Genomic DNA, 23,048 nt, shown 5'->3' with positions numbered 1-23,048 from the left:
TCAGGACAAGCCGTCTGGCATTGAGGAGAAGCTCATGGCCGGCGCAAAAGAGATACGTAGTAAGATCGCAAGCGTCCAGAACACGCAAAAGATCACTAAAGCGATGGAGATGGTCGCCGCTTCCAAAATGCGTAAATCGCAGGATCGCATGGCGGCCAGCCGTCCTTATGCAGAGACCATGCGCAAAGTGATTGGTCACCTTGCAAACGGTAATCTGGAATATAAGCACCCTTACCTGGAAGAACGCGACGTTAAGCGCGTGGGCTACCTGGTGGTGTCGACTGACCGTGGTCTGTGTGGCGGCTTGAACATTAACCTGTTCAAAAAACTGCTGGCGGATATGAAAGGCTGGTCCGATAAAGGCGTTCAGTGCGATCTGGCACTGATTGGCTCTAAAGGCGTCTCTTTCTTTAACTCCGTTGGTGGCAACATTGTCGCTCAGGTGACCGGTATGGGTGATAACCCGTCCCTGTCCGAACTGATCGGCCCGGTTAAAGTGATGTTGCAGGCCTACGATGAAGGCCGTCTGGACAGACTGTACGTTGTCAGCAACAAATTTATTAACACCATGTCTCAGGTGCCTACGCTCACTCAGATGCTGCCGTTACCGGCATCAGAAGATGACGAGCTGAAACAGAAAGCCTGGGATTACCTGTATGAACCCGATCCGAAACCGCTGCTGGATACCCTGCTGCGTCGTTACGTTGAATCTCAGGTTTATCAGGGCGTTGTAGAAAACCTGGCCAGCGAGCAGGCCGCACGAATGGTGGCGATGAAAGCCGCGACCGATAATGGCGGCAGCCTGATTAAAGAGCTGCAGTTGGTTTACAACAAAGCTCGTCAGGCCAGCATTACTCAGGAACTCACCGAGATCGTCTCGGGGGCCGCCGCGGTTTAACCAGGTTTACGAATTACGTAGAGGATTCAAGATGGCTACTGGAAAGATTGTCCAGGTAATCGGCGCCGTGGTGGACGTCGAGTTCCCTCAGGACGCCGTACCACGCGTGTACGACGCGCTTGAGGTACAAAATGGTAACGAGAGCCTGGTGCTGGAAGTTCAGCAGCAGCTCGGCGGCGGTATCGTGCGTACCATCGCCATGGGTTCTTCCGACGGTCTGCGTCGTGGTCTGGAAGTGAAAGACCTTGAGCACCCGATCGAAGTCCCGGTAGGTAAAGCAACACTGGGTCGTATCATGAACGTATTGGGTCAACCAATCGACATGAAAGGCGACATCGGTGAAGAAGAGCGTTGGGCTATCCACCGCGCGGCACCTTCCTACGAAGAGCTGTCCAGCTCTCAGGAACTGCTGGAAACCGGCATCAAAGTTATCGACCTGATGTGCCCGTTCGCGAAGGGCGGTAAAGTTGGTCTGTTCGGTGGTGCGGGTGTAGGTAAAACCGTAAACATGATGGAGCTGATCCGTAACATCGCGATCGAGCACTCCGGTTACTCCGTGTTTGCGGGTGTTGGTGAACGTACTCGTGAGGGTAACGACTTCTACCACGAAATGACCGACTCCAACGTTCTGGATAAAGTATCCCTGGTTTACGGCCAGATGAACGAGCCACCAGGAAACCGTCTGCGCGTTGCGCTGACTGGCCTGACGATGGCTGAGAAGTTCCGTGACGAAGGCCGTGACGTTCTGCTGTTCGTTGATAACATCTACCGTTACACCCTGGCCGGTACTGAAGTATCTGCACTGCTGGGTCGTATGCCTTCAGCGGTAGGTTATCAGCCTACGCTTGCGGAAGAGATGGGTGTTCTTCAGGAACGTATCACCTCTACCAAAACTGGTTCTATCACCTCCGTTCAGGCGGTATACGTACCTGCGGATGACTTGACTGACCCATCTCCAGCCACCACCTTTGCTCACTTAGATGCAACCGTGGTACTGAGCCGTCAGATCGCGTCTCTGGGTATCTACCCGGCCGTTGACCCGCTGGACTCTACCAGCCGTCAGCTGGATCCACTGGTTGTTGGCCAGGAACACTACGACACCGCGCGTGGCGTACAGTCCCTGCTGCAACGTTACCAGGAACTGAAAGACATCATCGCCATCCTGGGTATGGATGAACTGTCTGAAGAAGACAAACTGGTGGTAGCACGTGCGCGTAAGATCCAGCGCTTCCTGTCCCAGCCGTTCTTCGTTGCGGAAGTATTCACCGGTTCTCCAGGTAAATACGTTTCCCTGAAAGACACCATCCGTGGCTTTAAAGGCATCATGGAAGGCGAATACGATCACCTGCCAGAGCAGGCGTTCTACATGGTTGGTTCCATCGAAGAAGCCGTGGAAAAAGCCAAAAAACTTTAACGCCTTAATCGGAGGGTGATATGGCAATGACTTACCACCTGGACGTCGTCAGCGCAGAGCAACAAATGTTCTCTGGTCTGGTCGAGAAAATCCAGGTAACGGGTAGTGAAGGTGAACTGGGTATTTTCCCGGGTCACGCACCGCTGCTCACCGCCATTAAGCCTGGTATGATCCGCATCGTTAAACAGTTCGGTCATGAAGAGTTTATCTATCTGTCCGGCGGCATTCTTGAAGTGCAGCCAGGCAGTGTGACCGTTCTGGCCGATACCGCTATTCGTGGCCAGGATCTCGACGAAGCGCGAGCCCTGGAATCGAAGCGTAAGGCTGAAGAGCACATTAGCAGCTCTCATGGTGACGTGGATTACGCTCAGGCGTCTGCGGAGCTGGCCAAAGCGATCGCGAAACTGCGCGTTATCGAGTTGACCAAAAAAGCGATGTAACACCGGCTTGAAAAGCACAAAAGCCAGTCTGGATCCCAGGCTGGCTTTTTTTTTCGGCCTTAATTCATGATGAAAAAGATGTAGAATTTTAAGCATCAAACGTTTTTACTTCTCACACAAACTACCGTCAGGATGCGTATGTTAAACAGTGCGATGAGCGTGGTGATCCTTGCCGCAGGCAAAGGTACCCGCATGTATTCCGATCTGCCTAAAGTGCTCCACACGCTGGCAGGAAAGCCAATGGTGCAGCATGTTATTGATGCAGCTAATGAATTAGCTGCCAGCCAGGTGCATCTGGTTTATGGACATGGCGGCGATCTGCTGAAAAAAACGCTGCGTGACGACAATCTCAACTGGGTGCTACAGGCAGAACAGCTGGGTACGGGTCATGCAATGCAGCAGGCTGCACCCTTCTTCGCTGATGATGAAGACATCCTGATGCTCTACGGCGACGTCCCGCTGATCTCCGTTGAAACCCTCACTCGCCTGCGTGAAGCCAAACCGCAGGGTGGCATTGGGTTGTTAACCGTCGTGCTGGACGATCCAACCGGCTATGGCCGCATTACGCGTGAAAACGGCAAGGTAACCGGGATTGTTGAGCATAAAGATGCCACTGACGAACAGCGTCAGATTCAGGAGATCAACACCGGCATCCTGATTGCGAACGGTGCGGATATGAAGCGCTGGCTGTCCAAACTCAATAATAACAACGCGCAGGGTGAATACTACATCACCGACATCATTGCGATGGCGTACCAGGAAGGGCGTGAGATTGCTGCCGTTCATCCGGCGCGTATCAGCGAAACGGACGGGGTAAACAACCGTCTACAGCTGTCACGCCTGGAGCGTATTTACCAGTCCGAGCAGGCAGAAAAACTGTTGCTGGCGGGCGTTATGCTGCGCGATCCGGCGCGTTTCGATCTGCGTGGCACGCTGACCCACGGGCGCGACGTTGAAATAGATACTAACGTTATCCTGGAAGGTAACGTCACGCTGGGCAACCGCGTCAAAATCGGCACCGGCTGTGTGATTAAAAACAGCGTGATCGGTGACGACTGCGAAATCAGCCCGTACAGCGTGGTAGAAGATGCGCGTCTGGATTCCGCCTGTACCATCGGCCCGTTTGCGCGTCTGCGCCCGGGCGCTGAGCTGCTGGAAGGCGCTCATGTAGGTAACTTCGTGGAAATGAAAAAAGCACGTCTCGGTAAAGGCTCGAAAGCCGGTCATCTGACCTATCTGGGCGATGCGGAAATTGGCGACAACGTAAACATCGGTGCAGGGACGATTACCTGTAACTATGACGGTGCCAATAAGTTTAAAACCATCATCGGTGATGACGTGTTTGTAGGTTCCGATACCCAGCTGGTGGCGCCTGTCACCGTGGGCAAAGGCGTGACCATTGCCGCCGGGACAACCGTTACGCGCGATGTGGCCGAGAACGAGCTGGTGTTAAGCCGCGTTCCGCAGGTCAGTAAGCAGGGCTGGAAACGCCCGGTGAAGAAAAAGTAACGACAATATACACCCCTCACCCTGACCCTCTCCCCATAGGGGAGAGGGGAACTGAATGGTGCGGTTTTCACCCTTTCCCCTATGGGGAGAGGGCCGGGGTGAGGGGATAACATAATCCTCCCCCCACCAGCAGTACCCATAAAAATAACCCCACTCTCTACAAGGCTCGGGGGGCCCGGAAAGGGCAAATACAGGTCAGCGACAACGCATGGCATAACGCCATAATCAGGAAATCTAACTATGTGTGGAATTGTTGGCGCAGTTGCGCAGCGTGATATTGCTGAAATCCTTCTCGAAGGTTTACGTCGTCTGGAATACCGTGGTTATGACTCAGCCGGTCTGGCTGTCGTCGATGCAGAAGGTCATATGACCCGTCTGCGTCGTCTCGGTAAAGTGCAGATGCTGGCCCAGGCGGCGGAGGAACATCCGCTGCACGGTGGCACCGGTATTGCGCATACCCGCTGGGCGACTCACGGTGAGCCATCTGAAGGCAACGCACACCCGCATGTGTCTGAACACATTGTGGTGGTGCATAACGGCATTATCGAAAACCACGAACCGCTGCGTGAAGAACTGAAAGCGCGCGGCTATACCTTCGTCTCTGAAACCGACACCGAAGTGATTGCTCACCTGGTGCACTGGGAGCTGGCACAGGGCGGTACACTGCGTGATGCGGTGCTGCGCGCTATCCCTCAGCTGCGTGGTGCTTACGGTACGGTGATCATGGATTCCCGTGACCCGTCCACGCTGCTGGCCGCGCGTTCCGGTAGCCCGATGGTGATTGGTCTGGGCATGGGTGAAAACTTTATCGCTTCCGACCAGCTGGCGCTGCTGCCGGTTACCCGTCGCTTTATCTTCCTGGAAGAGGGCGACATTGCCGAGGTGACACGTCGCAGCGTGACCGTATTCGACACGAAAGGCGAGCAGGTTAAGCGCCAGGAAATCGAATCAAACCTGCAATACGACGCGGGCGACAAAGGTGCTTATCGTCACTACATGCAGAAAGAGATCTACGAACAGCCAAACGCCATTAAAAACACCCTGACCGGGCGCATCAGCCATGGTGAAGTGGATCTGAGCGAGCTGGGCGCCAATGCCAACGAAATGCTGAGCAAAGTCGAGCACATTCAGATCGTGGCCTGCGGTACCTCTTACAACTCCGGTATGGTCTCTCGCTACTGGTTTGAATCCCTGGCGGGCGTGCCGTGCGACGTCGAAATCGCATCTGAGTTCCGCTATCGTAAATCCGCTGTGCGCCGTAACAGCCTGATGATCACTCTTTCCCAGTCTGGCGAAACGGCCGATACCCTGGCGGCGCTGCGTCTGTCTAAAGAGTTGGGTTACCTGGGTTCGCTGGCCATCTGTAACGTACCGGGCTCCTCACTGGTGCGTGAATCCGATCTGGCGCTGATGACCAAAGCGGGCACCGAAATCGGCGTGGCCTCCACCAAAGCGTTCACCACGCAGCTGACCGTTCTGCTGATGCTGGTGGCGAAGCTGGCGCGTCTGAAAGGCGAAGATGCTTCCGTTGAGCATGACATCGTTCACGGTCTCCAGGCGCTGCCGAGCCGTATCGAGCAGATGCTGTCTCAGGACAAGCGCATTGAGGCGCTGGCTGAAGATTTCTCTGATAAGCACCACGCTCTGTTCCTGGGCCGTGGCGATCAGTACCCTATCGCGCTGGAAGGCGCGCTGAAGCTGAAAGAGATCTCCTACATCCACGCGGAAGCCTACGCGGCAGGCGAGCTGAAACACGGTCCGCTGGCGCTGATCGACGCGGATATGCCGGTTATCGTGGTGGCACCGAACAACGAACTGCTGGAAAAACTGAAATCTAACATCGAAGAGGTGCGCGCCCGTGGTGGTGTACTGTACGTCTTTGCGGATAAAGATGCCGGTTTCGCCAGCAGCGACAACATGCACATCATCGAGATGCCGCATGTGGAAGAGGTGATTGCGCCGATCTTCTACACCGTACCGCTGCAACTGCTGGCTTACCACGTCGCGCTGATCAAAGGCACCGACGTTGACCAGCCGCGAAATCTGGCGAAGTCCGTTACCGTAGAATAATCCTTCCAGGCTCCGCCATCCGGTGGAGCCTTTTTTTATGACAATCCGTCATTTTCAGCTATTTTATCAGTGTCACATAAAGAAAATATTACTGAAAACAAGCTGTCATAATAATCATTAAGTTTATGATTTATTTATGGATTTTTGCTTAATTTTAAGTGAAATTTTCTTTGTCATAAAACTGTCATATTTCGTACATTTATCTGTCACCTGTTTGTCCTATTTTGCTCATCGTAGCCACTTAAACAATGATTTACGAAATCCTTGCAGGAGACATTATGAAAGTTATGCGTACCACTGTCGCAACTGTTGTCGCCGCGACCTTATCTCTGAGCGCTTTCTCTGCTTTCGCAGCAGCAAGCCTGACTGGCGCTGGTGCAACCTTCCCTGCGCCGGTGTATGCCAAATGGGCGGATACCTACCAGAAAGAGACCGGTAACAAGGTCAACTATCAGGGTATCGGCTCCTCCGGTGGCGTAAAACAAATTACCGCGAATACCGTTGATTTCGGCGCATCCGACGCTCCGCTGTCTGATGAGAAACTGAATCAGGAAGGCCTGTTCCAGTTCCCGACCGTGATCGGCGGCGTTGTGCTGGCTGTTAACATCCCTGGCCTGAAATCAGGCGAGCTGGTGCTGGACGGCAAAACCCTGGGTGATATCTACCTGGGCAAAATCAAAAAATGGGATGACGAAGCCATCACCAAACTGAACCCGGGCGTTAAGCTGCCTTCGCAGAATATCGCGGTGGTTCGTCGTGCTGACGGTTCTGGTACCTCTTTCGTGTTCACCAGCTACCTGGCGAAAGTGAACGAAGAGTGGAAATCTAAAGTCGGTTCCGGCTCTACCGTTAACTGGCCAACCGGTCTGGGCGGTAAAGGCAACGACGGTATCGCTGCCTTCGTACAGCGTCTGCCTGGCTCTATCGGCTACGTAGAGTACGCTTACGCGAAACAGAACAACCTGGCTTACACCAAACTGGTTTCTGCTGACGGCAAACCGGTTAGCCCGACCGAAGAGAACTTCGCTAACGCCGCAAAAGGCGCTGACTGGAGCAAATCCTTCGCTCAGGACCTGACCAACCAGAAAGGCGACGATGCATGGCCTATCACGTCTACCACCTTCATTCTGGTCCACAAAGAGCAGAAGAAGCCTGAGCAGGGTGCTGAAGTGCTGAAGTTCTTCGACTGGGCATACAAAAACGGCGGCAAACAGGCGAATGACCTGGATTACGCCAGCCTGCCAGACAGCGTGGTTGAGCAGATCCGTGCTGCATGGAAAACCAACGTGAAAGACAGCAGCGGTAAAGCGCTGTACTAACAGGATATTTTTGACGAAGATGGCGGGTGGCGCGCAGCGATCCCGCCCTACGGTTCATCCTGTAGGCCCGGTAAGCGCCAGCGCCACCGGGCATATTCGTAAGACGTCTCATAAAGAAGAGTAATTTATGGCTGCAACCAAGCCTGCATTTAACCCTCCGGGTAAAAAAGGTGACATGATTTTCAGCGCGCTGGTGAAACTGGCTGCGCTGATTGTGCTATTGCTGCTGGGCGGCATTATCGTGTCCCTCATTTTCTCCTCCTGGCCGAGCATTCAAAAATTTGGTTTCGCCTTCCTGTGGACCAAAGAGTGGGATGCGCCGAACGATATTTACGGTGCGCTGGTGCCGATTTACGGCACGCTGGTGACCTCTTTTATCGCTCTGCTGATTGCGGTGCCGGTAAGCTTCGGTATTGCCCTGTTCCTGACGGAGCTGGCACCAGGCTGGCTGCGACGTCCGCTGGGTATCGCCATTGAACTGCTGGCGGCCATCCCAAGTATCGTTTACGGCATGTGGGGCCTGTTTATCTTTGCTCCGCTGTTTGCGACGTACTTCCAGGAGCCGGTGGGTAATGTTCTCTCCGCCGTTCCGTTTGTGGGGGCCCTGTTCTCTGGCCCGGCATTCGGTATCGGTATTCTGGCGGCTGGCGTGATCCTCGCCATCATGATTATTCCGTACATTGCGGCGGTCATGCGCGATGTCTTCGAACAAACCCCGGTGATGATGAAAGAGTCGGCCTACGGCATCGGCTGCACCACCTGGGAGGTTATCTGGCGCATCGTCCTTCCGTTCACCAAGAATGGGGTGATCGGCGGCATCATGCTGGGCTTAGGCCGCGCGCTGGGTGAAACCATGGCGGTGACCTTTATCATCGGCAACACCTACCAGCTCGACAGCGTGTCGCTCTACATGCCGGGGAACAGTATTACCTCTGCGCTGGCGAACGAATTTGCCGAAGCGGAATCCGGGCTGCACGTCGCAGCGCTGATGGAACTGGGTCTGATCCTGTTTGTTATTACCTTTATTGTGCTGGCTATCTCCAAGCTGATGATTATGCGTCTGGCTAAAAACGAGGGGGCACGCTAATGGCGACTCTCGACATGCAAAACACCGCTCAGCTTGCGGAATCTCGTCGCAAAATGCAGTCAAAGCGCCGGATTAAAAACCGCATTGCGCTGACGCTTTCCATGGCCACGATGGCGTTCGGCCTGTTCTGGCTGATCTGGATCCTGATGTCCACCATCACCCGTGGTATTGATGGAATGTCCCTGGCGCTGTTCACCGAGATGACGCCGCCGCCAAACACGGCGGGTGGTGGCCTGGCAAACGCCCTGGCGGGCAGCGGCCTGCTGATCCTGTGGGCGACCGTTTTCGGTACGCCGTTGGGCATCATGGCGGGTATCTATCTGGCGGAGTATGGCCGCAAGTCCTGGATCGCTGAAGTCATCCGCTTTATTAACGACATTCTGCTTTCTGCCCCGTCGATTGTGGTAGGTCTGTTTGTTTACACCATCGTGGTGGCGCAAATGGAACACTTCTCCGGCTGGGCGGGTGTGATTGCGCTGGCGCTGTTGCAGGTGCCTATCGTTATTCGTACCACTGAAAACATGCTGAAACTGGTGCCGGACAGCCTGCGTGAAGCGGCTTACGCGCTGGGCACGCCGAAATGGAAAATGATTTCGGCGATCACCCTGAAAGCGTCCGTCTCGGGGATCATGACCGGTATCCTGCTGGCTATCGCCCGTATCGCTGGTGAAACCGCACCGCTGCTGTTTACCGCCCTCTCCAACCAGTTCTGGAGTACGGACATGATGCAGCCGATCGCCAACCTGCCGGTGACGATCTTTAAATTTGCGATGAGCCCATTCGCGGAATGGCAGCAGCTGGCCTGGGCCGGGGTGCTGATCATCACCCTTTGCGTACTGTTGCTGAACATTCTGGCGCGCGTCATTTTCGCGAAGCAGAAACACGGTTAAATTTTTACGGCGCGGCACATCGCGGCGCCGAATGAGGAAATGAGTCAATGAGTATGGTTGATACTGCCCCGGGTAAGATTCAGGTTCGTGATTTGAACTTCTACTACGGCAAATTCCATGCCCTGAAGAATATCAACCTGGATATCGCGAAGAACCAGGTCACGGCATTTATCGGTCCGTCTGGCTGTGGTAAATCCACGCTGCTGCGCACCTTTAACAAAATGTATTCGCTCTATCCGGAGCAGCGCGCAGAAGGTGAAATTCTGCTGGACGGTGACAACATCCTGACCAATACCCAGGATATCGCCCTGCTGCGTGCGAAAGTGGGGATGGTGTTCCAGAAACCCACGCCGTTCCCGATGTCGATCTATGACAACATCGCCTTTGGGGTGCGTCTGTTTGAGAAGCTCTCCCGTGCGGATATGGACGAGCGCGTGCAGTGGGCATTGACCAAGGCCGCATTATGGAACGAAACCAAAGATAAACTTCACCAGAGCGGGTACTCTCTCTCCGGTGGACAGCAGCAGCGTCTGTGCATTGCGCGCGGTATCGCCATTCGCCCGGAAGTCTTGCTGCTGGATGAGCCGTGCTCAGCCCTTGACCCGATCTCAACCGGGCGTATCGAAGAGCTGATCACCGAGCTGAAGCAGGATTACACCGTGGTGATCGTCACTCACAACATGCAGCAGGCAGCCCGTTGCTCTGACCACACGGCGTTTATGTACCTGGGCGAGTTGATTGAGTTCAGCGATACGGACGCGCTGTTCACCCGTCCTGCGAAGAAACAAACCGAAGATTATATTACTGGCCGCTACGGTTGATTTGCCTTAGTGCATGTGGAGAAACCATGGACAACCTCAATCTTAATAAACACATTTCCGGCCAGTTTAACGCAGAGCTGGAAAGCATTCGCACCCAGGTGATGACCATGGGCGGCATGGTCGAGCAGCAGCTTTCTGATGCGATTACGGCAATGCACAACCAGGACAGCGAGCTGGCGAAGCGCGTTATCGAAGGCGATCACAACGTCAATATGATGGAAGTCGCCATCGACGAAGCGTGCGTGCGCATCATTGCCAAGCGTCAGCCAACCGCGAGCGACCTGCGTCTGGTAATGGCGATCATCAAAACTATCGCCGAGCTGGAGCGTATTGGTGACGTGGCGGATAAAATCTGCCGCACCGCGCTGGAGAAATTCTCCCAGCAGCACCAGCCGCTGCTGGTGAGCCTGGAGTCTCTCGGTCGCCACACCGTGCAGATGCTGCACGATGTGCTGGACGCTTTCGCGCGCATGGATCTGGACGAAGCGGTCCGTATCTACCGTGAAGATAAGAAAGTTGACCAGGAATACGAAGGCATAGTGCGTCAGCTAATGACCTACATGATGGAAGATTCCCGTACCATTCCAAGCGTGCTGACCGCGCTGTTCTGCGCGCGCTCAATTGAGCGTATTGGCGACCGCTGCCAGAACATTTGCGAATACATCTTCTACTTCGTGAAGGGACAGGATTTCCGTCACGTGGGCGGCGACGAGCTGGACAAGCTGCTGGCGGGTAAAGATCCGAAAGAGTGATGTGTGTGGCGGGTGGCGCTATCGCTTACCCGCCCTACGATCCTTGTAGGCCGGATAAGCGTTAGCGCCATCCGGCTTTGTTTTTTCAGCGAGTAATATCCCACCCGCGCGCCTTCCACAATTCCGGCAGCTGCGCCAGGTCTGTAAAGGTCGTCACTTTTGGATGATCGATCGGCTTGTTGTGCGGATCGGCGCAGAAGTAAAACACCTCCATCCCCGCATCAATCCCCGACTGCGCGCCCGCAGACGAGTCATCCACCAGGATGCAGTTCTCCACGTTGACGTTCATCGCCTTCGCCGCGTGGAACATCAATGCCGGATCCGGCTTCCAGCGCTGGATATCGTAGCCGCTGAACAGTTTTTCCGGGAAGTGGTGCAACATGTCCAGCTTGCCGAGTGAATGCTGCATTTTGCTGACCGGGCCGTTAGAGACCACGCAGATCGGCACCGTCATCGCATCCAGCAGCGCGTTAGCGCCGGCGATAACTTCCAGCTCGGCGTCGAAGAGGCGTGCGACCTCGGCGCGGTACACCGGTTCCAGATCCGCTTTCGCCAGATCCACCCCGTGCTCTTCGTTAATGATGTCGATGATCTCGTACAGCTTCACGCCCTTAAAGCGTTTAAACACCTCTTCGAGATCGAGCGTAATGCCAAATTCCTGGAACATGGCGACATACGCGCGGGAACAAATGACCTCACTGTCGACCAGCGTACCGTCACAGTCGAAAAATACCGCTTCAATTCCGGACATGCCTTTCCCTTTTAACAAGTTTAACGTTTACGTACGACAGTTTAACGAGACGCAATCGTTGCCGTATAAGCAAAATCAATGAAAAAAGTATCCCGTAACCGCCACTATTGTCGCATTTTGGTATAGGATAGCGACGAATTTTCCCTCCTTGTTCGGAAATTGATGATGAGTCAACAACACACTACCCAGACATCTGGTCAGGGGCTGCTTGAGCGCGTGTTCAAACTGCGCGAGCACGGCACAACGGCACGCACCGAAGTGATCGCCGGTTTTACTACCTTCCTGACGATGGTCTATATCGTTTTCGTTAACCCGCAAATTCTGGGCGTGGCTGGCATGGACACCAGCGCCGTCTTTGTTACCACCTGTCTGATCGCGGCGCTTGGCAGCATCCTGATGGGCGTTTTCGCTAATCTGCCCGTGGCGTTGGCCCCGGCAATGGGTCTGAATGCGTTCTTTGCGTTCGTGGTGGTTCAGGCGATGGGCCTGCCGTGGCAGGTCGGGATGGGCGCTATTTTCTGGGGCGCGGTCGGCCTGCTGCTGCTGACCATCTTCCGTGTGCGCTACTGGATGATTGCGAACATTCCCGTGAGCCTGCGCGTGGGTATCACCAGCGGTATCGGTCTGTTTATCGGCATGATGGGGCTGAAAAACGCTGGCGTAATCGTGGCGAACCCGGAAACGCTGGTGAGTATTGGTAACCTGACCTCTCACAGCGTGCTGCTGGGCGTGCTGGGCTTCTTTATTATCGCGATCCTGGCGTCGCGTAACATCCACGCTGCGGTGCTGGTCTCTATCATCGTGACCACGCTGCTGGGCTGGATGCTGGGTGACGTGCATTACAGCGGTATTGTCTCTGCGCCACCGAGCGTTTCTACCGTGATTGGTCACGTTGATCTGGCGGGCTCGCTGAACCTGGGTCTGGCCGGAGTGATTTTCTCCTTCATGCTGGTCAACCTGTTTGACTCCTCCGGTACGCTGATTGGCGTGACGGACAAAGCGGGTCTGGCGGACGAGAAAGGCAAATTCCCGCGCATGAAGCAGGCGCTGTATGTGGATAGCATCTCGTCCGTTGCGGGTTCTTTCATCGGCACCTCGTCTGTTACCGCTTACATTGAATCCTCTTCCGGCGTGTCCGTGGGCGGCCGTACTGGCCTGACGGCGGTAGTCGTGGGTCTGCTGTTCCTGCTGGTGATCTTCCTCTCTCCGCTGGCGGGGATGGTGCCACCGTACGCGGCAGCTGGCGCGCTGATCTACGTCGGCGTGCTGATGACCTCGAGCCTGGCGCGCGTGAAGTGGGAAGATCTGACGGAAGCCGTTCCGGCGTTTATTACCGCGGTGATGATGCCGTTCAGCTTCTCGATCACCGAAGGTATCGCGCTGGGCTTTATCTCGTACTGTGTGATGAAGATCGGTACCGGCCGTTTCCGCGAACTCAGCCCGTGCGTGATGATTGTGGCGCTGCTGTTTGTGCTCAAGATTGTGTTTATTGACGCGCACTAAGGTGCGGTTTGTGGTGTCAGGTGGCGCTTCGCTTACCTGACCTACTGACGAGTGTAGGCCCGGTAAGCGCTAGCGCCACCGGGCTTTTTTATCAGGTTTTAACCCGCTTAATATAATCCCCAAACGCAGTCAGCTGACCAGAGAGATGGTCACGCGTACTCTGATCCACCACTTCACCCGTCTGCGGGTCGACTTTGTTCTGAATCACGCCGCCCATAAATTCCGGCTTGTTCATCACCATCGCATCCAGGAACACCAGGATCTGTCGCAGGTGATACTGGCAGCGCGCACCGCCGATGGCGCCCATTGAGCTGGTCTGGATCAGCACCGGTTTGCCTGACAGCGGCTGCTCCGGTAAACGGGATAACCAGTCAATCGCGTTCTTCAGACCCCCCGGAACCGAGTAGTTATATTCTGGCGTTACAATCACTACACCATCAGCCTGACGGATCTGCTCGGCTATCGCCTCCACGCTGTGCGGGAACCCTTCTTCCTGCTGAACGTCAGCATCATAAAGCGGGATGTCGCCAATAGACGGCAGGGCGCTGATCTCCATTCCCGCAGGCGCCAGCTGTGGCAGCGTGCGCGCTACCATCCCGTTAAAAGAACCTTTGCGCAGGCTTCCCAGTAACGTAACAACTTTCAACGTATCAGACATGATTACTCCTGTTTCATCATGATGACCCTGGACGGATCAGCTATGGGTGTATGCTTTTTCTGCCGGTAAACTGGTTAATCGCATCAGGCGCGCGGCGGGCTCGTTGGCGCGCTCAGGTACATCCGGAAGACTACGCCAACCGCGAATACTGTCAAACTCCCAGATTTTCAGCCGTTCGATGGCGGGGCTCACCGCAACGGACCAGATCAACACGTCCTCAGCGTCGCTGAGCGCCTCTACCAGCGAGGCTTTCGCGGCACGCAGGCGTCCGGAGCCGGGAAGCAGCTGCAACAGGCTGGCGTCGTCTGATGCCGCGCCGCTCAGTTTACGGATGCTCTGGCGAAGGGTGATGAGCTGCGCTCTGGCTTCAACGGGATCGTTCTGGTTACGTATCCACAGCTTTTCATTGCTGGAGAGCGGGTATTCATCGAGCGCGTTAGCACCATGGAAGCTGCGCGTGACGCGTTGCAGCTCCATATCCAGGCCGCAATCACCTTCAGTCGTCAGCGCGACGCCAACAATGTTGCCGGTATACGCAATGGAAAAATGGGGGAGTGCCGGGTCCGCAAAAACCGGGCGACCTTCTGGCTGGGTGAGTATGTCCGGTAATTCGCTGGTGCCGTACAGCATAAAAAGCAGTTCTGCGAGGAGCGCTCTGGAAGCTAAAAACCGCGTCCTGCGGTGTTCAGGTAGTTTGAGCGCCTCACTGTGACAGGCTGAAGAAATTCTGGCCGATACGAGATGCCCTTCCGTTAATGTTCCTCGTGCAAAGTGCGTAGCCATTTTTCGCTCCCTGATAATGGTCGTAGTCGGTTAAACGGTTACATGATTATCGCTTAACTCAGCTTCTGTTTTAATCAGTAAATAGAAATAAGAGAAGCCTGAGGACCGAACTTTACATTATCTTAGGCAAAAACCTGACCTGGCGCGGTATACAGGGCTTTTATAGTTTCGCGCAGCCAGATAATTTTTGGATTATGGCTGTTCCGCTTATGCCAGATTAGCGTAAAGGGTACGGTCAGCTTTTCTGCCTGCGCCTCATCGATGGGAATGGGAAGGCAGACCAGATTACGCTGGTGGAGTTGATTGTAGTGATGGCAGTAGTAGGGCGCAGTGGCAATGTAGTTGTGGTCCGGCTGAGCCGCCATAAACATCGACTGTTCAAAGCCGGGCAGGCTCATGGCGACGTTGCGCTCGCGGCCCATCTCTTTTAGCACTTCATCAAGCGCCCAGGTATCGCTGCGCTCCCAGAAGATGCTGATATGCGGGTAGCGCAGAAACGTCTCAAGGTTCCACGCTTCGTGAAGTGCCGGATGATCTTCTCGCAGATAGACGCACGGACGGTCGCTGAACAGGATTTCGTAGTCAATAAACCACGGCATCAGCTTTAGCAGCTCGCGGGAGCGCGGGTGCGTTTCGCGGCCGGTAAAACCGAGATCGACCTCTCCGCGCGTAATGGCGTCCAGCGAATCATAATCCCACTGGCGCAACTTCACCGTCGCCTGTGGGTAGCGCTCATTCACCTGCTCCAGCAGGGTGTTGAAGCGAATCAGCATCAGCGGCGTTTCGGCGGCGAGCACAAACTTGAGCCCGCCTGGAGAGCTATGGTGGAATTTATCGACGATCTGATTGCCAATCTGCATCCAGTCGGCCAGATCCTGTTCCAGACTCACCGTTAGCGGCGTGGGCAGTAGCCCTAAAGGCGTTTTCACAAACAGCGGATCGTCGAACCAGTCGCGCAGCTTCGCCAGCGATTTACTCACTGCGGACGGCGTCACGTTCATTCGCTTCGCGGCTTTGGTGACGCTGCGCTCCTGCAACAACAACTGCAGGCAAAGTAAAAGATTAAGATCGAGACTGCTGATGGGCTTCTTCATAGTGCGCCGCGGGCTGGATGACCATAAGTAAGGTAATGCAGAGTATGCTACAGCCAATCAGAACCCCGATCAGCATATTCAGCGCGTTAAGGCCGATCACCGCCGCCAGCCAAATCCACAGCGACGAACCGCAGACCTGCGCAATGCCCAGCACCGAGCTTGCCACGCCTGCCCGCAGTGAGAACGGGCCAAGCGCCTGACTCATCGCCACGCCGAAGCCGCCGGAGAATCCGGCGCAGATCAGGGTCATACCCACCAGCATCAGCGCATGTGAGGTGGCGGTCGCCAGAATCACGCCTGCGGCGAGAAACAGCGTCTGTGAAGTGAGCATCAGCGTGCGCTGGCGGAAGATATTGAGCGCAAAGGGCATCGAGAATGAAACTGCCATGCTGACCATCGCATTGAGCGCCATCACCGTCGAATACTCACCGCGATCGAAGCCTATCGTCTCCATCAGTAACACCGGGGAAACGTTTACATAGGTGAGGATCACCGCCACGCTGAGCGTGATGATGGCCAGGCGGCTCAGGAAAAAGCGATTCAGAAGCTTTTCAGCCGGATGAATGGTAGCAGCGTGGTGCGTCTGCTGCGAACCGGGATGGGTCTCTTTCAACACCGTCACGGACAGTATAAAGACGATGGCGCCCATTGTGGCCATGGTCCAGAAAAGGCTCTGCCATGGAAATTTCAGCATGATCAGGTAGCCTACAACCGGTGCCAGCACCGGGATGATGCAGGTAATGCCGTTCAGCATCGACAGCACCCTGGCGCGGCGCTGGGCGCTCAAGGTATCGCGCAGAATGGCAAACGCCACCACGTAACAGCCGCCCGCGCCAATGCCCTGGATAAAGCGCCCTGACAGGAACATTGTGCTTTCCTGAGCCATTGAACACAGTACCGATGCCAGCGTAAAGATAACCGCCCCCGTAATGGCGACGGGTTGACGGCCGGCTCTGTCCGCGATTTTCCCGGCAAATACCATCGACGACGCCATTCCCGCGAGGTAGGCCGAAAACGCGATGTGCAGCTGCGCCTCGCTGGCCCCCAGATCGCGGGCAATATGCGGTAGCCCTACCAGATACATATCAATGCCGGATGGATAAAGCAGAACGAGTGCAAAACTACAGAACAGAAAACGAGCCATAAATCCCCCATGGATGCAGGCATGCAGGATAGGGGGCATGGAGGGGATAAAGCGAGTTGCCATTTGGACAATGGTGATTTCCAGGAAGGAAATCACCGATACAGCAACCGGGAAATGGCTAAGACGTTAATAGCTTCCTGGTTCTTTATCGGAGCCACTCTTTTACAGCTTTGCCGGAAGACCCATTTCAATCGATTCAAGGGATTTGAGCACATAGGGGCTGAAATCAACATCCTTGCCGTCAAATGTGTAAACCATCGGGCCAGAGCCACACAGAGCATCGCCATCGTGCATTAGGCAGAATGAAATTCTTTTACCTTTCATTCCGTGGTTGCGGTCTTCTTTGGGGATGTTGCTGTCAATGACGGCATACCCTTTGGCGTTCACTGAATCAATGTTATATACCGTTACCGGTTGCAGGGTGTTGATAACGCTGATCCCGTAAGTGCGTAATGACGCCTTCGTTTCTTCCTTGCTCAGGTGGTATTTCTTTTTCTTCCAGATCCCGTTTTTTTCATCAAAATAGACTTTTTCCGGGAGCAGGCGACCAGGACCATACCCATCCTTTCTTACTGTGTTCTCAAACTCGCAGTACCAAAAATCTATCCCTTTATACACAGGATCGTTGTTTTTATCTTTTAGTGTGCGATAGGGTGTTGGAGTGAAGTCTTTATATGTCACCCCTCCACAGCCGTTATTTGTCACTGCGTTGTATCCTTCAAATCCACCGGCATCAAGACGAACGGCTGAAAATGAGCTCTTATTAAATCCACCAGGCATGGTTATGCCTGGTGTGATATTTCCCCATGCTGTTGATGAGCAAAGAATTAATATTAAAGGTAAAAAATGTTTGCTCATTTTGCTCTCCTTAGCTGATTTGATTCTGGTTTATCGTTTACTGTCTTCTGATTTGCATCCGGGAATTTCATCTCCGTCAGCACAGAGATGGCATTACCATACACACAGCAGCGGGCCTCAAAACCGTTCAGGGCGTGTGAATATTGATCATCTCTTTTCCCTGGTAGATTCACTGTGGCGCAAGCCTTCCAGAATGCTGGGCTACGATAATAAACACGTGTTTGCATACCGGCACTAACAGCGCATCGTTCTAAGCTGTGTTCCTCATCGGCATAAAAGGCCATTGGGTTTAAAGCCCAGTAAAACCCTGCACTGTCTGCTACTGTTTCATCAGAGCTGGCGACATAATTTCGCCACTCAATCACATTTGCTGGTAAATCAGGGTGAGCGTCGTCGGGCAGCTTACTGTTTTTATGCCGCTGGTCTGCCGGGAGGTTAGATAATCGTCTGTATTCCGTCATCAGATTCTGACTGACCGTTTCCGGGTATGATTTGCCGCAGAAAGTGAAATAGGTGAAATAGTTGATTGGATTCGTCAGTTGCAGCAGCCCGCGGCCGTGCCACGGGTAGTACCAGAGGTGAGTGCTTCCGCCTTCTTCCGTGCGCGTTAGCCACTGGGTTTCCTGAATGGCATTTCCCAGGAAGCAGGCAGTGCGCAGAGGAGTAGTGATAAGGTATTTCTGCATCGCCCGGTTCAGAGGGATATTAAGACGTTCAGCAAGGCTTTTTTCCCCGTCATGCCAAGGGATGGATTCCCATACCATACCTTTTACTTTCCCTGCATTACGGATGGCGTGCATGGGTACTATTTGCTTCAGTTCCTGCTGGCTTAGCCAGCCGCATTTGCGGAAATGGCTAATAAACTCAGCCGGGTGAAAATGCCATAAACGGCCTGAGCCCAGTTCTCCCAGGTCGAAACATAACGCTGATGCGTGGGTTTTCAGTTTGTCGTAATCAGCATCCTGCATGGCTGTAATATCATCGTTGCCCGACTTTAGCCACGAATAACGCTGATCGAAGGTGGCTGCATTCCACTCCAGTGGGAATTGGCAAACCAGCCGATTGCTGAGTGCACTGAAATGCCCATCTTTCTGTAATGATTTCACGAATAACGAATTGCACTGGCTGTTGTTGTCGGTATCGTCGTCAACCATCCACCATCCTGTCCAGTGGGGAAAATCAGCGTCGCTGAATTTTTTTATCTCTGGGACGGCCAGATTGACCATGCCTGAACCACCAGGGAAGTTAATCGTTCGCCATAATGGCGAATCTGTTGGCGTCAGTGTGACATTGGTACTGATGACGCGCCCAAAACGTAGTAACTCAAAACCAGCAGAACGGTTTTGAGGATAAAGTTGTTTAGCCAGTTCATAGAGTGTGTACTCATAATTTTTGTGGTCCACATCAATCAGAGCTTCGCCGATAACATCATAGGCAGCATCACAAGTAGAATTTTTCCTGCGTGTAACCATCGTACAGCTACCTTTTTCGAAGGTCATACTGACGTATAGCGACTCTGTGCTGGTATGAATGACTTTGAGCTGAGAGGCATCCGGTGACGCCATGTCCGGGATCTGCTCGTAAAACACGGTCCCGGCAGGCAGATAAAAATGAATATCACCGTATACGGTGTCCGTTCTGCCGTCTGACGCAATATTCAGCCCCGGAGTGGTGCGGCCGGTTAGCTTCATCATGTTCTGATCGTCACAGAACACCTGAAAATGGAAGGCATTCGCGCCATCCACCATGCCACTCTGTCCAATGACATCCTTGCGCCAGATTTTGGCCCCTTCCACGATGGCTGGGTCCAGCCGCTCCCGCAGATGCATGTACAGGGAATAGAAAACAATGCTGCCGCTGTCTCCGCTACCAATGGCTGTTTCATGCTTTAGCAGCACATAGCCGTCATCTGTTTTTCCGTTGTAGTTCAGCGGGAACGCATCGCGCTTTTCCAGACCAGAAGGTTTGCGAAAAGAAACCACCACACCATCAGCAATAGCCCGGAGCATTTCCGGGCGGCTGGTTGCATCGGTATGGGTGACATGCACGCCACCATGCCAGGAACCATGTGTATTCAGCGGAAAACTTCGGCGTGCATCGATGGGAAGCATATTGTTTACCCAGGTATAATCATTTTCACCAGCGTTCTGTTCGCGGTTAAAAGGCGGGCTGATAATCATGATGACTTCCTGTCTGTGTGGCGGGAAAATCCCTGTTTTTCGTATGACTAATTACGATAGCGTACTGGAAGACTAAGAGAAAAGGCAAAAAGAGCGACAACTGGATTTAGCTAGTAGCGATGCCCATTTTTGATTAAAAAGACACTGTTTTGAGGGCATTATCTATGTCCTATAAATTCCTATATATCAGATGGTTACTTAACTAATGTAAGCTTTCATTTTAATAGATTTCCGCCCCCAGCAGGGGCTTCGAAAAAAGCACGGGGTCGGATAACCGGTACGCCAACCCTGTCTGGTTCACTACCAGTGGGCCTAGCGTTGCCCAACTCGAACGCTTCGTTCCGATTGGGTAAACCTTTCGCGTCCAGCCTGAGCAAAAATGGTGCGCAGGGCGGCCATCTCGTTTTGTAGCGTGCGTGGCGTAATTCCTGCTTCCCGTCGTGCCATCACGTAGCTTTCGATATGTGACGATTTCAGATGCTGGAGATCCTGAATCTGGATATTCAGCTTGTGCAGATGCTGGCTTAAACGCCTGGCGATACGGAGGCGATCATGGACTGTTTTAAAACTGCCACCAACCGGCAGGGCGAGTTTTTCCATGCGTTTTGTAAGTTTCGACATAGCTATTCCACTCAATTCTCCGACGCGCGGTTGGACACAGCGTGCTGTGCTGAACGATACCGGTGCGGCGGAGAATGCGCAGATGAGGTAAGACGGGGTACGGTGATGTACGAATGCAGCCGCCTGCTCAGGCAGGTATATCCCCACAGGTAAAATAACCTGTCCTCCGGTATCGGTTCGGTAGTGCTGGTTTCTCCTCCTGGTAAGTGAATTTCTGACATCTGTTTGAGTGTCAGCCTGTTTTTTGCAGTGGATTTGCAGGCAGTAGCTGGGTTGAGCTGGCGTCACTTTCACTCGCTTATGCTCTTAATAGTGACGCCGCATTTTGTACATTCAGCAGGAAGTACGGACGCAAAGCCTTCGGCAATGCCGCCCGACTTCTCTACAGCGTTCTGTCTGTCGCTACGCTTGCAACAGGGTAGCGATAAAGGGTGTGGCCACCTGTATCGAGACAGGATGTCAGTTTCAGACCACGCTTCGTTCCCTGGTTGACCGGGGGGCTGACCGCCAAAGGCGCTTCTTACAGGTCACAGTTCGTCTTAGAACAGGAAGCTTTTAGGGGTACTGCTATGAGTAGGGGATAGGGTAGATCTGGGGGAAGGGGAAAGCTGTGGGAAACTGTTTTTGGGATTTGAAGATTTTAATTATGCTTGAAATTAATGAGTAAGCGTAGTGAAATTCTGAAAAGATTCATTGGGTTAACCATAGAAAGTTACTGTTATATGATGGTTGCATCACGCTTTTAAGAGGTTTATATGAAAATAGCTATTTTGATTGGTGTTAGTGAGTATGACTCTCAGCAAAATTTAATGGCAAGTAAGAATGATGTTTTATTGATGAATTCATTGATATCGATTGGTGATAATTATGATTCGATATTAATGATCGACAACGAAACAAACACACAAACAGTTAAGGCTAAATTAACATCATTTTTGCAAAGTAATTTTGGTAAGGAAATTGATCAGCTTTTTTTCTATTTTAGTGGGCATGGCTATTTTGATGGTGAAGAATTTCACTATATAATGAGTGATTTTGATTCGAAAAGGATTAAATCAACATCTCTAGAAAACTCAGAGTTAGATATTCTGATCAAATCTATCTCCCCTAAACTAACTGTGAAAATAGTAGATGCTTGTAACTCTGGGATCCCATACATCAAAGATCCGACGGCTTTTGATAAGTATATAAATACGTCTAAACAGAGTTTTGATAAATGTTATTTTATGTATTCTTCGGAAAGTTTGCAGTATTCTTACGCTGATAATAAGTTGAGTTTCTTTACTAAGGCTATTGGAGAGGCTGTACTTAGCAGTAAAACAGAGTTAGTTAGGTATAAAGATATTATTGATTATGTGTCTGATGAATTTCAGGGGAATGAAAAACAATCACCAGTATTCGTTAGTCAAGCTAATTTTACAGATGTATTTGTTAATGCACTACCAGATGAAAAAGTTTTTCTAAAAGAAATTCTTCGTCGGGATGATGTTAAAATAGAAAAAAAAGACAAGCATTATTCTTTGAAACAATTAATCGAAAACGATGCGAAAAGATTCTTTGAACAAGATGCAGCTATGCAGATTTATAATTCTATACCTGAACTAATTGAATCTTCTTTTACACTTGATGGGGAGTTACAGGCTCTGTTTGAAAGAGAGATTATTATTCATAACGATTATAATTCAATCCCAAAAATAAAATCACTATCCGAATGGATTAGTAATAATAACGACGGATTTTTTGTGAGAGCTATAGTTACAAATGAATCATATGAAGATAGAGTCCGCAAACCTGGTGTCTTAGGGTTAGATATATTTAGTGAGGATGCTTATAAAACAGTTACTAAATATAGAAATGTACCAACTTCTTTGGCCACGACTACAGAAGTGCCGTTTCATGTTATACAAATAAAAGTTAAACCGCTTTACCCTAATCTTAATAGTGTGACAATGTTCTTTTTACCATTAATATCAAGAACGAAGCTAATGATTTTTTCTACGATTGCTTCTTATAAAAATGTTGGTTGGGATAAAGAGCAAATAATAACTGATGATTGTAAGTGGATTCCTAGGATTGTAGAACTTCTAGAAAAGGAAAAATTATCGGAATATGTTAGTGAATCATATAAACAATTTTATGATTCAATTTATCAACCCTTACTTAGTAATTTTGATGTGGCATCAAAAAAAGAAAAGAAATAATACTTTTAATGTTGGCCCTTTTAATGTTGGCCCTTTTAAAAGGGCCAATGTTCAT

At 52.2% G+C, this 23,048-nt stretch carries 20 protein-coding genes; 12 read left to right on the top strand and 8 right to left on the bottom strand.

Annotated elements, in window-relative coordinates:
* The first annotated feature begins 34 nt into the window (after window positions 1-34).
* From atpG to phoU, 10 genes are all read left to right on the top strand, one after another.
* Entirely contained in the window at window positions 35-898 is an 864-nt protein-coding gene (gene atpG, locus AC4OVS_RS22185; RefSeq protein ID WP_003862364.1) for a F0F1 ATP synthase subunit gamma, read from the top strand.
* A 31-nt stretch (window positions 899-929) separates the two neighbouring features.
* On the top strand, window positions 930-2,312 hold the full coding sequence (gene atpD / locus AC4OVS_RS22180) for a F0F1 ATP synthase subunit beta (protein WP_003862362.1): 1,383 nt from the start codon (window positions 930-932) through the stop codon (window positions 2,310-2,312).
* A gap of 20 nt (window positions 2,313-2,332) precedes the next feature.
* Entirely contained in the window at window positions 2,333-2,752 is a 420-nt protein-coding gene (locus AC4OVS_RS22175) for a F0F1 ATP synthase subunit epsilon (RefSeq protein ID WP_006177560.1), read from the top strand.
* A gap of 138 nt (window positions 2,753-2,890) precedes the next feature.
* Window positions 2,891-4,261: a bifunctional UDP-N-acetylglucosamine diphosphorylase/glucosamine-1-phosphate N-acetyltransferase GlmU gene (gene glmU, locus AC4OVS_RS22170; RefSeq protein ID WP_491922721.1), complete on the top strand. Its 1,371-nt coding sequence runs from the start codon at window positions 2,891-2,893 to the stop codon at window positions 4,259-4,261.
* A gap of 240 nt (window positions 4,262-4,501) precedes the next feature.
* Complete coding sequence (glmS, locus tag AC4OVS_RS22165) at window positions 4,502-6,331, top strand: glutamine--fructose-6-phosphate transaminase (isomerizing) (protein ID WP_032626716.1); 1,830 nt, start codon at window positions 4,502-4,504, stop codon at window positions 6,329-6,331.
* Window positions 6,332-6,609: 278 nt separating this feature from the next.
* Window positions 6,610-7,650, top strand: coding sequence for a phosphate ABC transporter substrate-binding protein PstS (gene pstS, locus AC4OVS_RS22160; protein WP_022649876.1), 1,041 nt, complete (start codon window positions 6,610-6,612; stop codon window positions 7,648-7,650).
* A 127-nt stretch (window positions 7,651-7,777) separates the two neighbouring features.
* Entirely contained in the window at window positions 7,778-8,737 is a 960-nt protein-coding gene (pstC, locus tag AC4OVS_RS22155; protein WP_022649877.1) for a phosphate ABC transporter permease PstC, read from the top strand.
* On the top strand, window positions 8,737-9,627 hold the full coding sequence (gene pstA / locus AC4OVS_RS22150) for a phosphate ABC transporter permease PstA (RefSeq protein ID WP_022649878.1): 891 nt from the start codon (window positions 8,737-8,739) through the stop codon (window positions 9,625-9,627). Before pstC ends, pstA begins: the two co-directional genes overlap by 1 nt.
* A gap of 47 nt (window positions 9,628-9,674) precedes the next feature.
* Window positions 9,675-10,448 carry a phosphate ABC transporter ATP-binding protein PstB gene (gene pstB, locus AC4OVS_RS22145; protein ID WP_003861154.1) on the top strand — a complete coding sequence of 258 codons (774 nt, stop codon included), beginning with the start codon at window positions 9,675-9,677 and terminating at the stop codon, window positions 10,446-10,448.
* Window positions 10,449-10,474: 26 nt separating this feature from the next.
* Entirely contained in the window at window positions 10,475-11,200 is a 726-nt protein-coding gene (gene phoU, locus AC4OVS_RS22140; protein ID WP_003861153.1) for a phosphate signaling complex protein PhoU, read from the top strand.
* A gap of 85 nt (window positions 11,201-11,285) precedes the next feature.
* Here the strand turns inward: phoU and yieH are convergent, their stop codons facing one another.
* A complete protein-coding gene (gene yieH / locus AC4OVS_RS22135) occupies window positions 11,286-11,951 on the bottom strand; it encodes a 6-phosphogluconate phosphatase (RefSeq protein WP_022649879.1) in 666 nt (221 codons plus the stop codon).
* Window positions 11,952-12,116: 165 nt separating this feature from the next.
* Here yieH and adeP point away from each other — a divergent pair, with 165 nt between their 5' ends.
* On the top strand, window positions 12,117-13,454 hold the full coding sequence (adeP, locus tag AC4OVS_RS22130; protein ID WP_139152660.1) for an adenine permease AdeP: 1,338 nt from the start codon (window positions 12,117-12,119) through the stop codon (window positions 13,452-13,454).
* Between the two features lie 91 nt (window positions 13,455-13,545).
* Here the strand turns inward: adeP and AC4OVS_RS22125 are convergent, their stop codons facing one another.
* From AC4OVS_RS22125 to AC4OVS_RS22095, 7 genes are all read right to left on the bottom strand, one after another.
* Window positions 13,546-14,112, bottom strand: a complete 567-nt coding sequence (locus AC4OVS_RS22125; protein WP_022649881.1) for an NADPH-dependent FMN reductase — start codon at window positions 14,110-14,112, stop codon at window positions 13,546-13,548.
* Between the two features lie 36 nt (window positions 14,113-14,148).
* Entirely contained in the window at window positions 14,149-14,895 is a 747-nt protein-coding gene (locus AC4OVS_RS22120) for a 4'-phosphopantetheinyl transferase family protein (protein ID WP_023298947.1), read from the bottom strand.
* Window positions 14,896-15,017: 122 nt separating this feature from the next.
* The gene (gene yidZ, locus AC4OVS_RS22115) at window positions 15,018-15,989 is read right to left on the bottom strand and encodes an HTH-type transcriptional regulator YidZ (RefSeq protein ID WP_022649883.1); all 972 of its coding nucleotides are present in this window, start codon (window positions 15,987-15,989) and stop codon (window positions 15,018-15,020) included.
* Entirely contained in the window at window positions 15,958-17,133 is a 1,176-nt protein-coding gene (locus AC4OVS_RS22110) for an MFS transporter (RefSeq protein WP_032677160.1), read from the bottom strand. Before AC4OVS_RS22110 ends, yidZ begins: the two co-directional genes overlap by 32 nt.
* 162 nt (window positions 17,134-17,295) lie before the next feature.
* Window positions 17,296-17,991, bottom strand: coding sequence for a hypothetical protein (locus AC4OVS_RS22105; RefSeq protein ID WP_228339089.1), 696 nt, complete (start codon window positions 17,989-17,991; stop codon window positions 17,296-17,298).
* Complete coding sequence (locus tag AC4OVS_RS22100; protein WP_324286081.1) at window positions 17,988-20,171, bottom strand: M23 family metallopeptidase; 2,184 nt, start codon at window positions 20,169-20,171, stop codon at window positions 17,988-17,990. The genes AC4OVS_RS22105 and AC4OVS_RS22100 overlap by 4 nt, the downstream gene beginning before the upstream one ends.
* A gap of 312 nt (window positions 20,172-20,483) precedes the next feature.
* Window positions 20,484-20,792 carry a phage integrase N-terminal domain-containing protein gene (locus tag AC4OVS_RS22095; RefSeq protein WP_228339091.1) on the bottom strand — a complete coding sequence of 103 codons (309 nt, stop codon included), beginning with the start codon at window positions 20,790-20,792 and terminating at the stop codon, window positions 20,484-20,486.
* Between the two features lie 755 nt (window positions 20,793-21,547).
* Here AC4OVS_RS22095 and AC4OVS_RS22090 point away from each other — a divergent pair.
* Window positions 21,548-22,993, top strand: coding sequence for a caspase family protein (locus AC4OVS_RS22090; protein ID WP_324286082.1), 1,446 nt, complete (start codon window positions 21,548-21,550; stop codon window positions 22,991-22,993).
* The last annotated feature ends 55 nt before the right edge of the window (window positions 22,994-23,048 follow it).

The sequence above is a fragment of the Enterobacter sp. 4974935 genome, from assembly GCF_058661735.1.
This window is presented reverse-complemented; position numbering and strand designations above follow the sequence as displayed.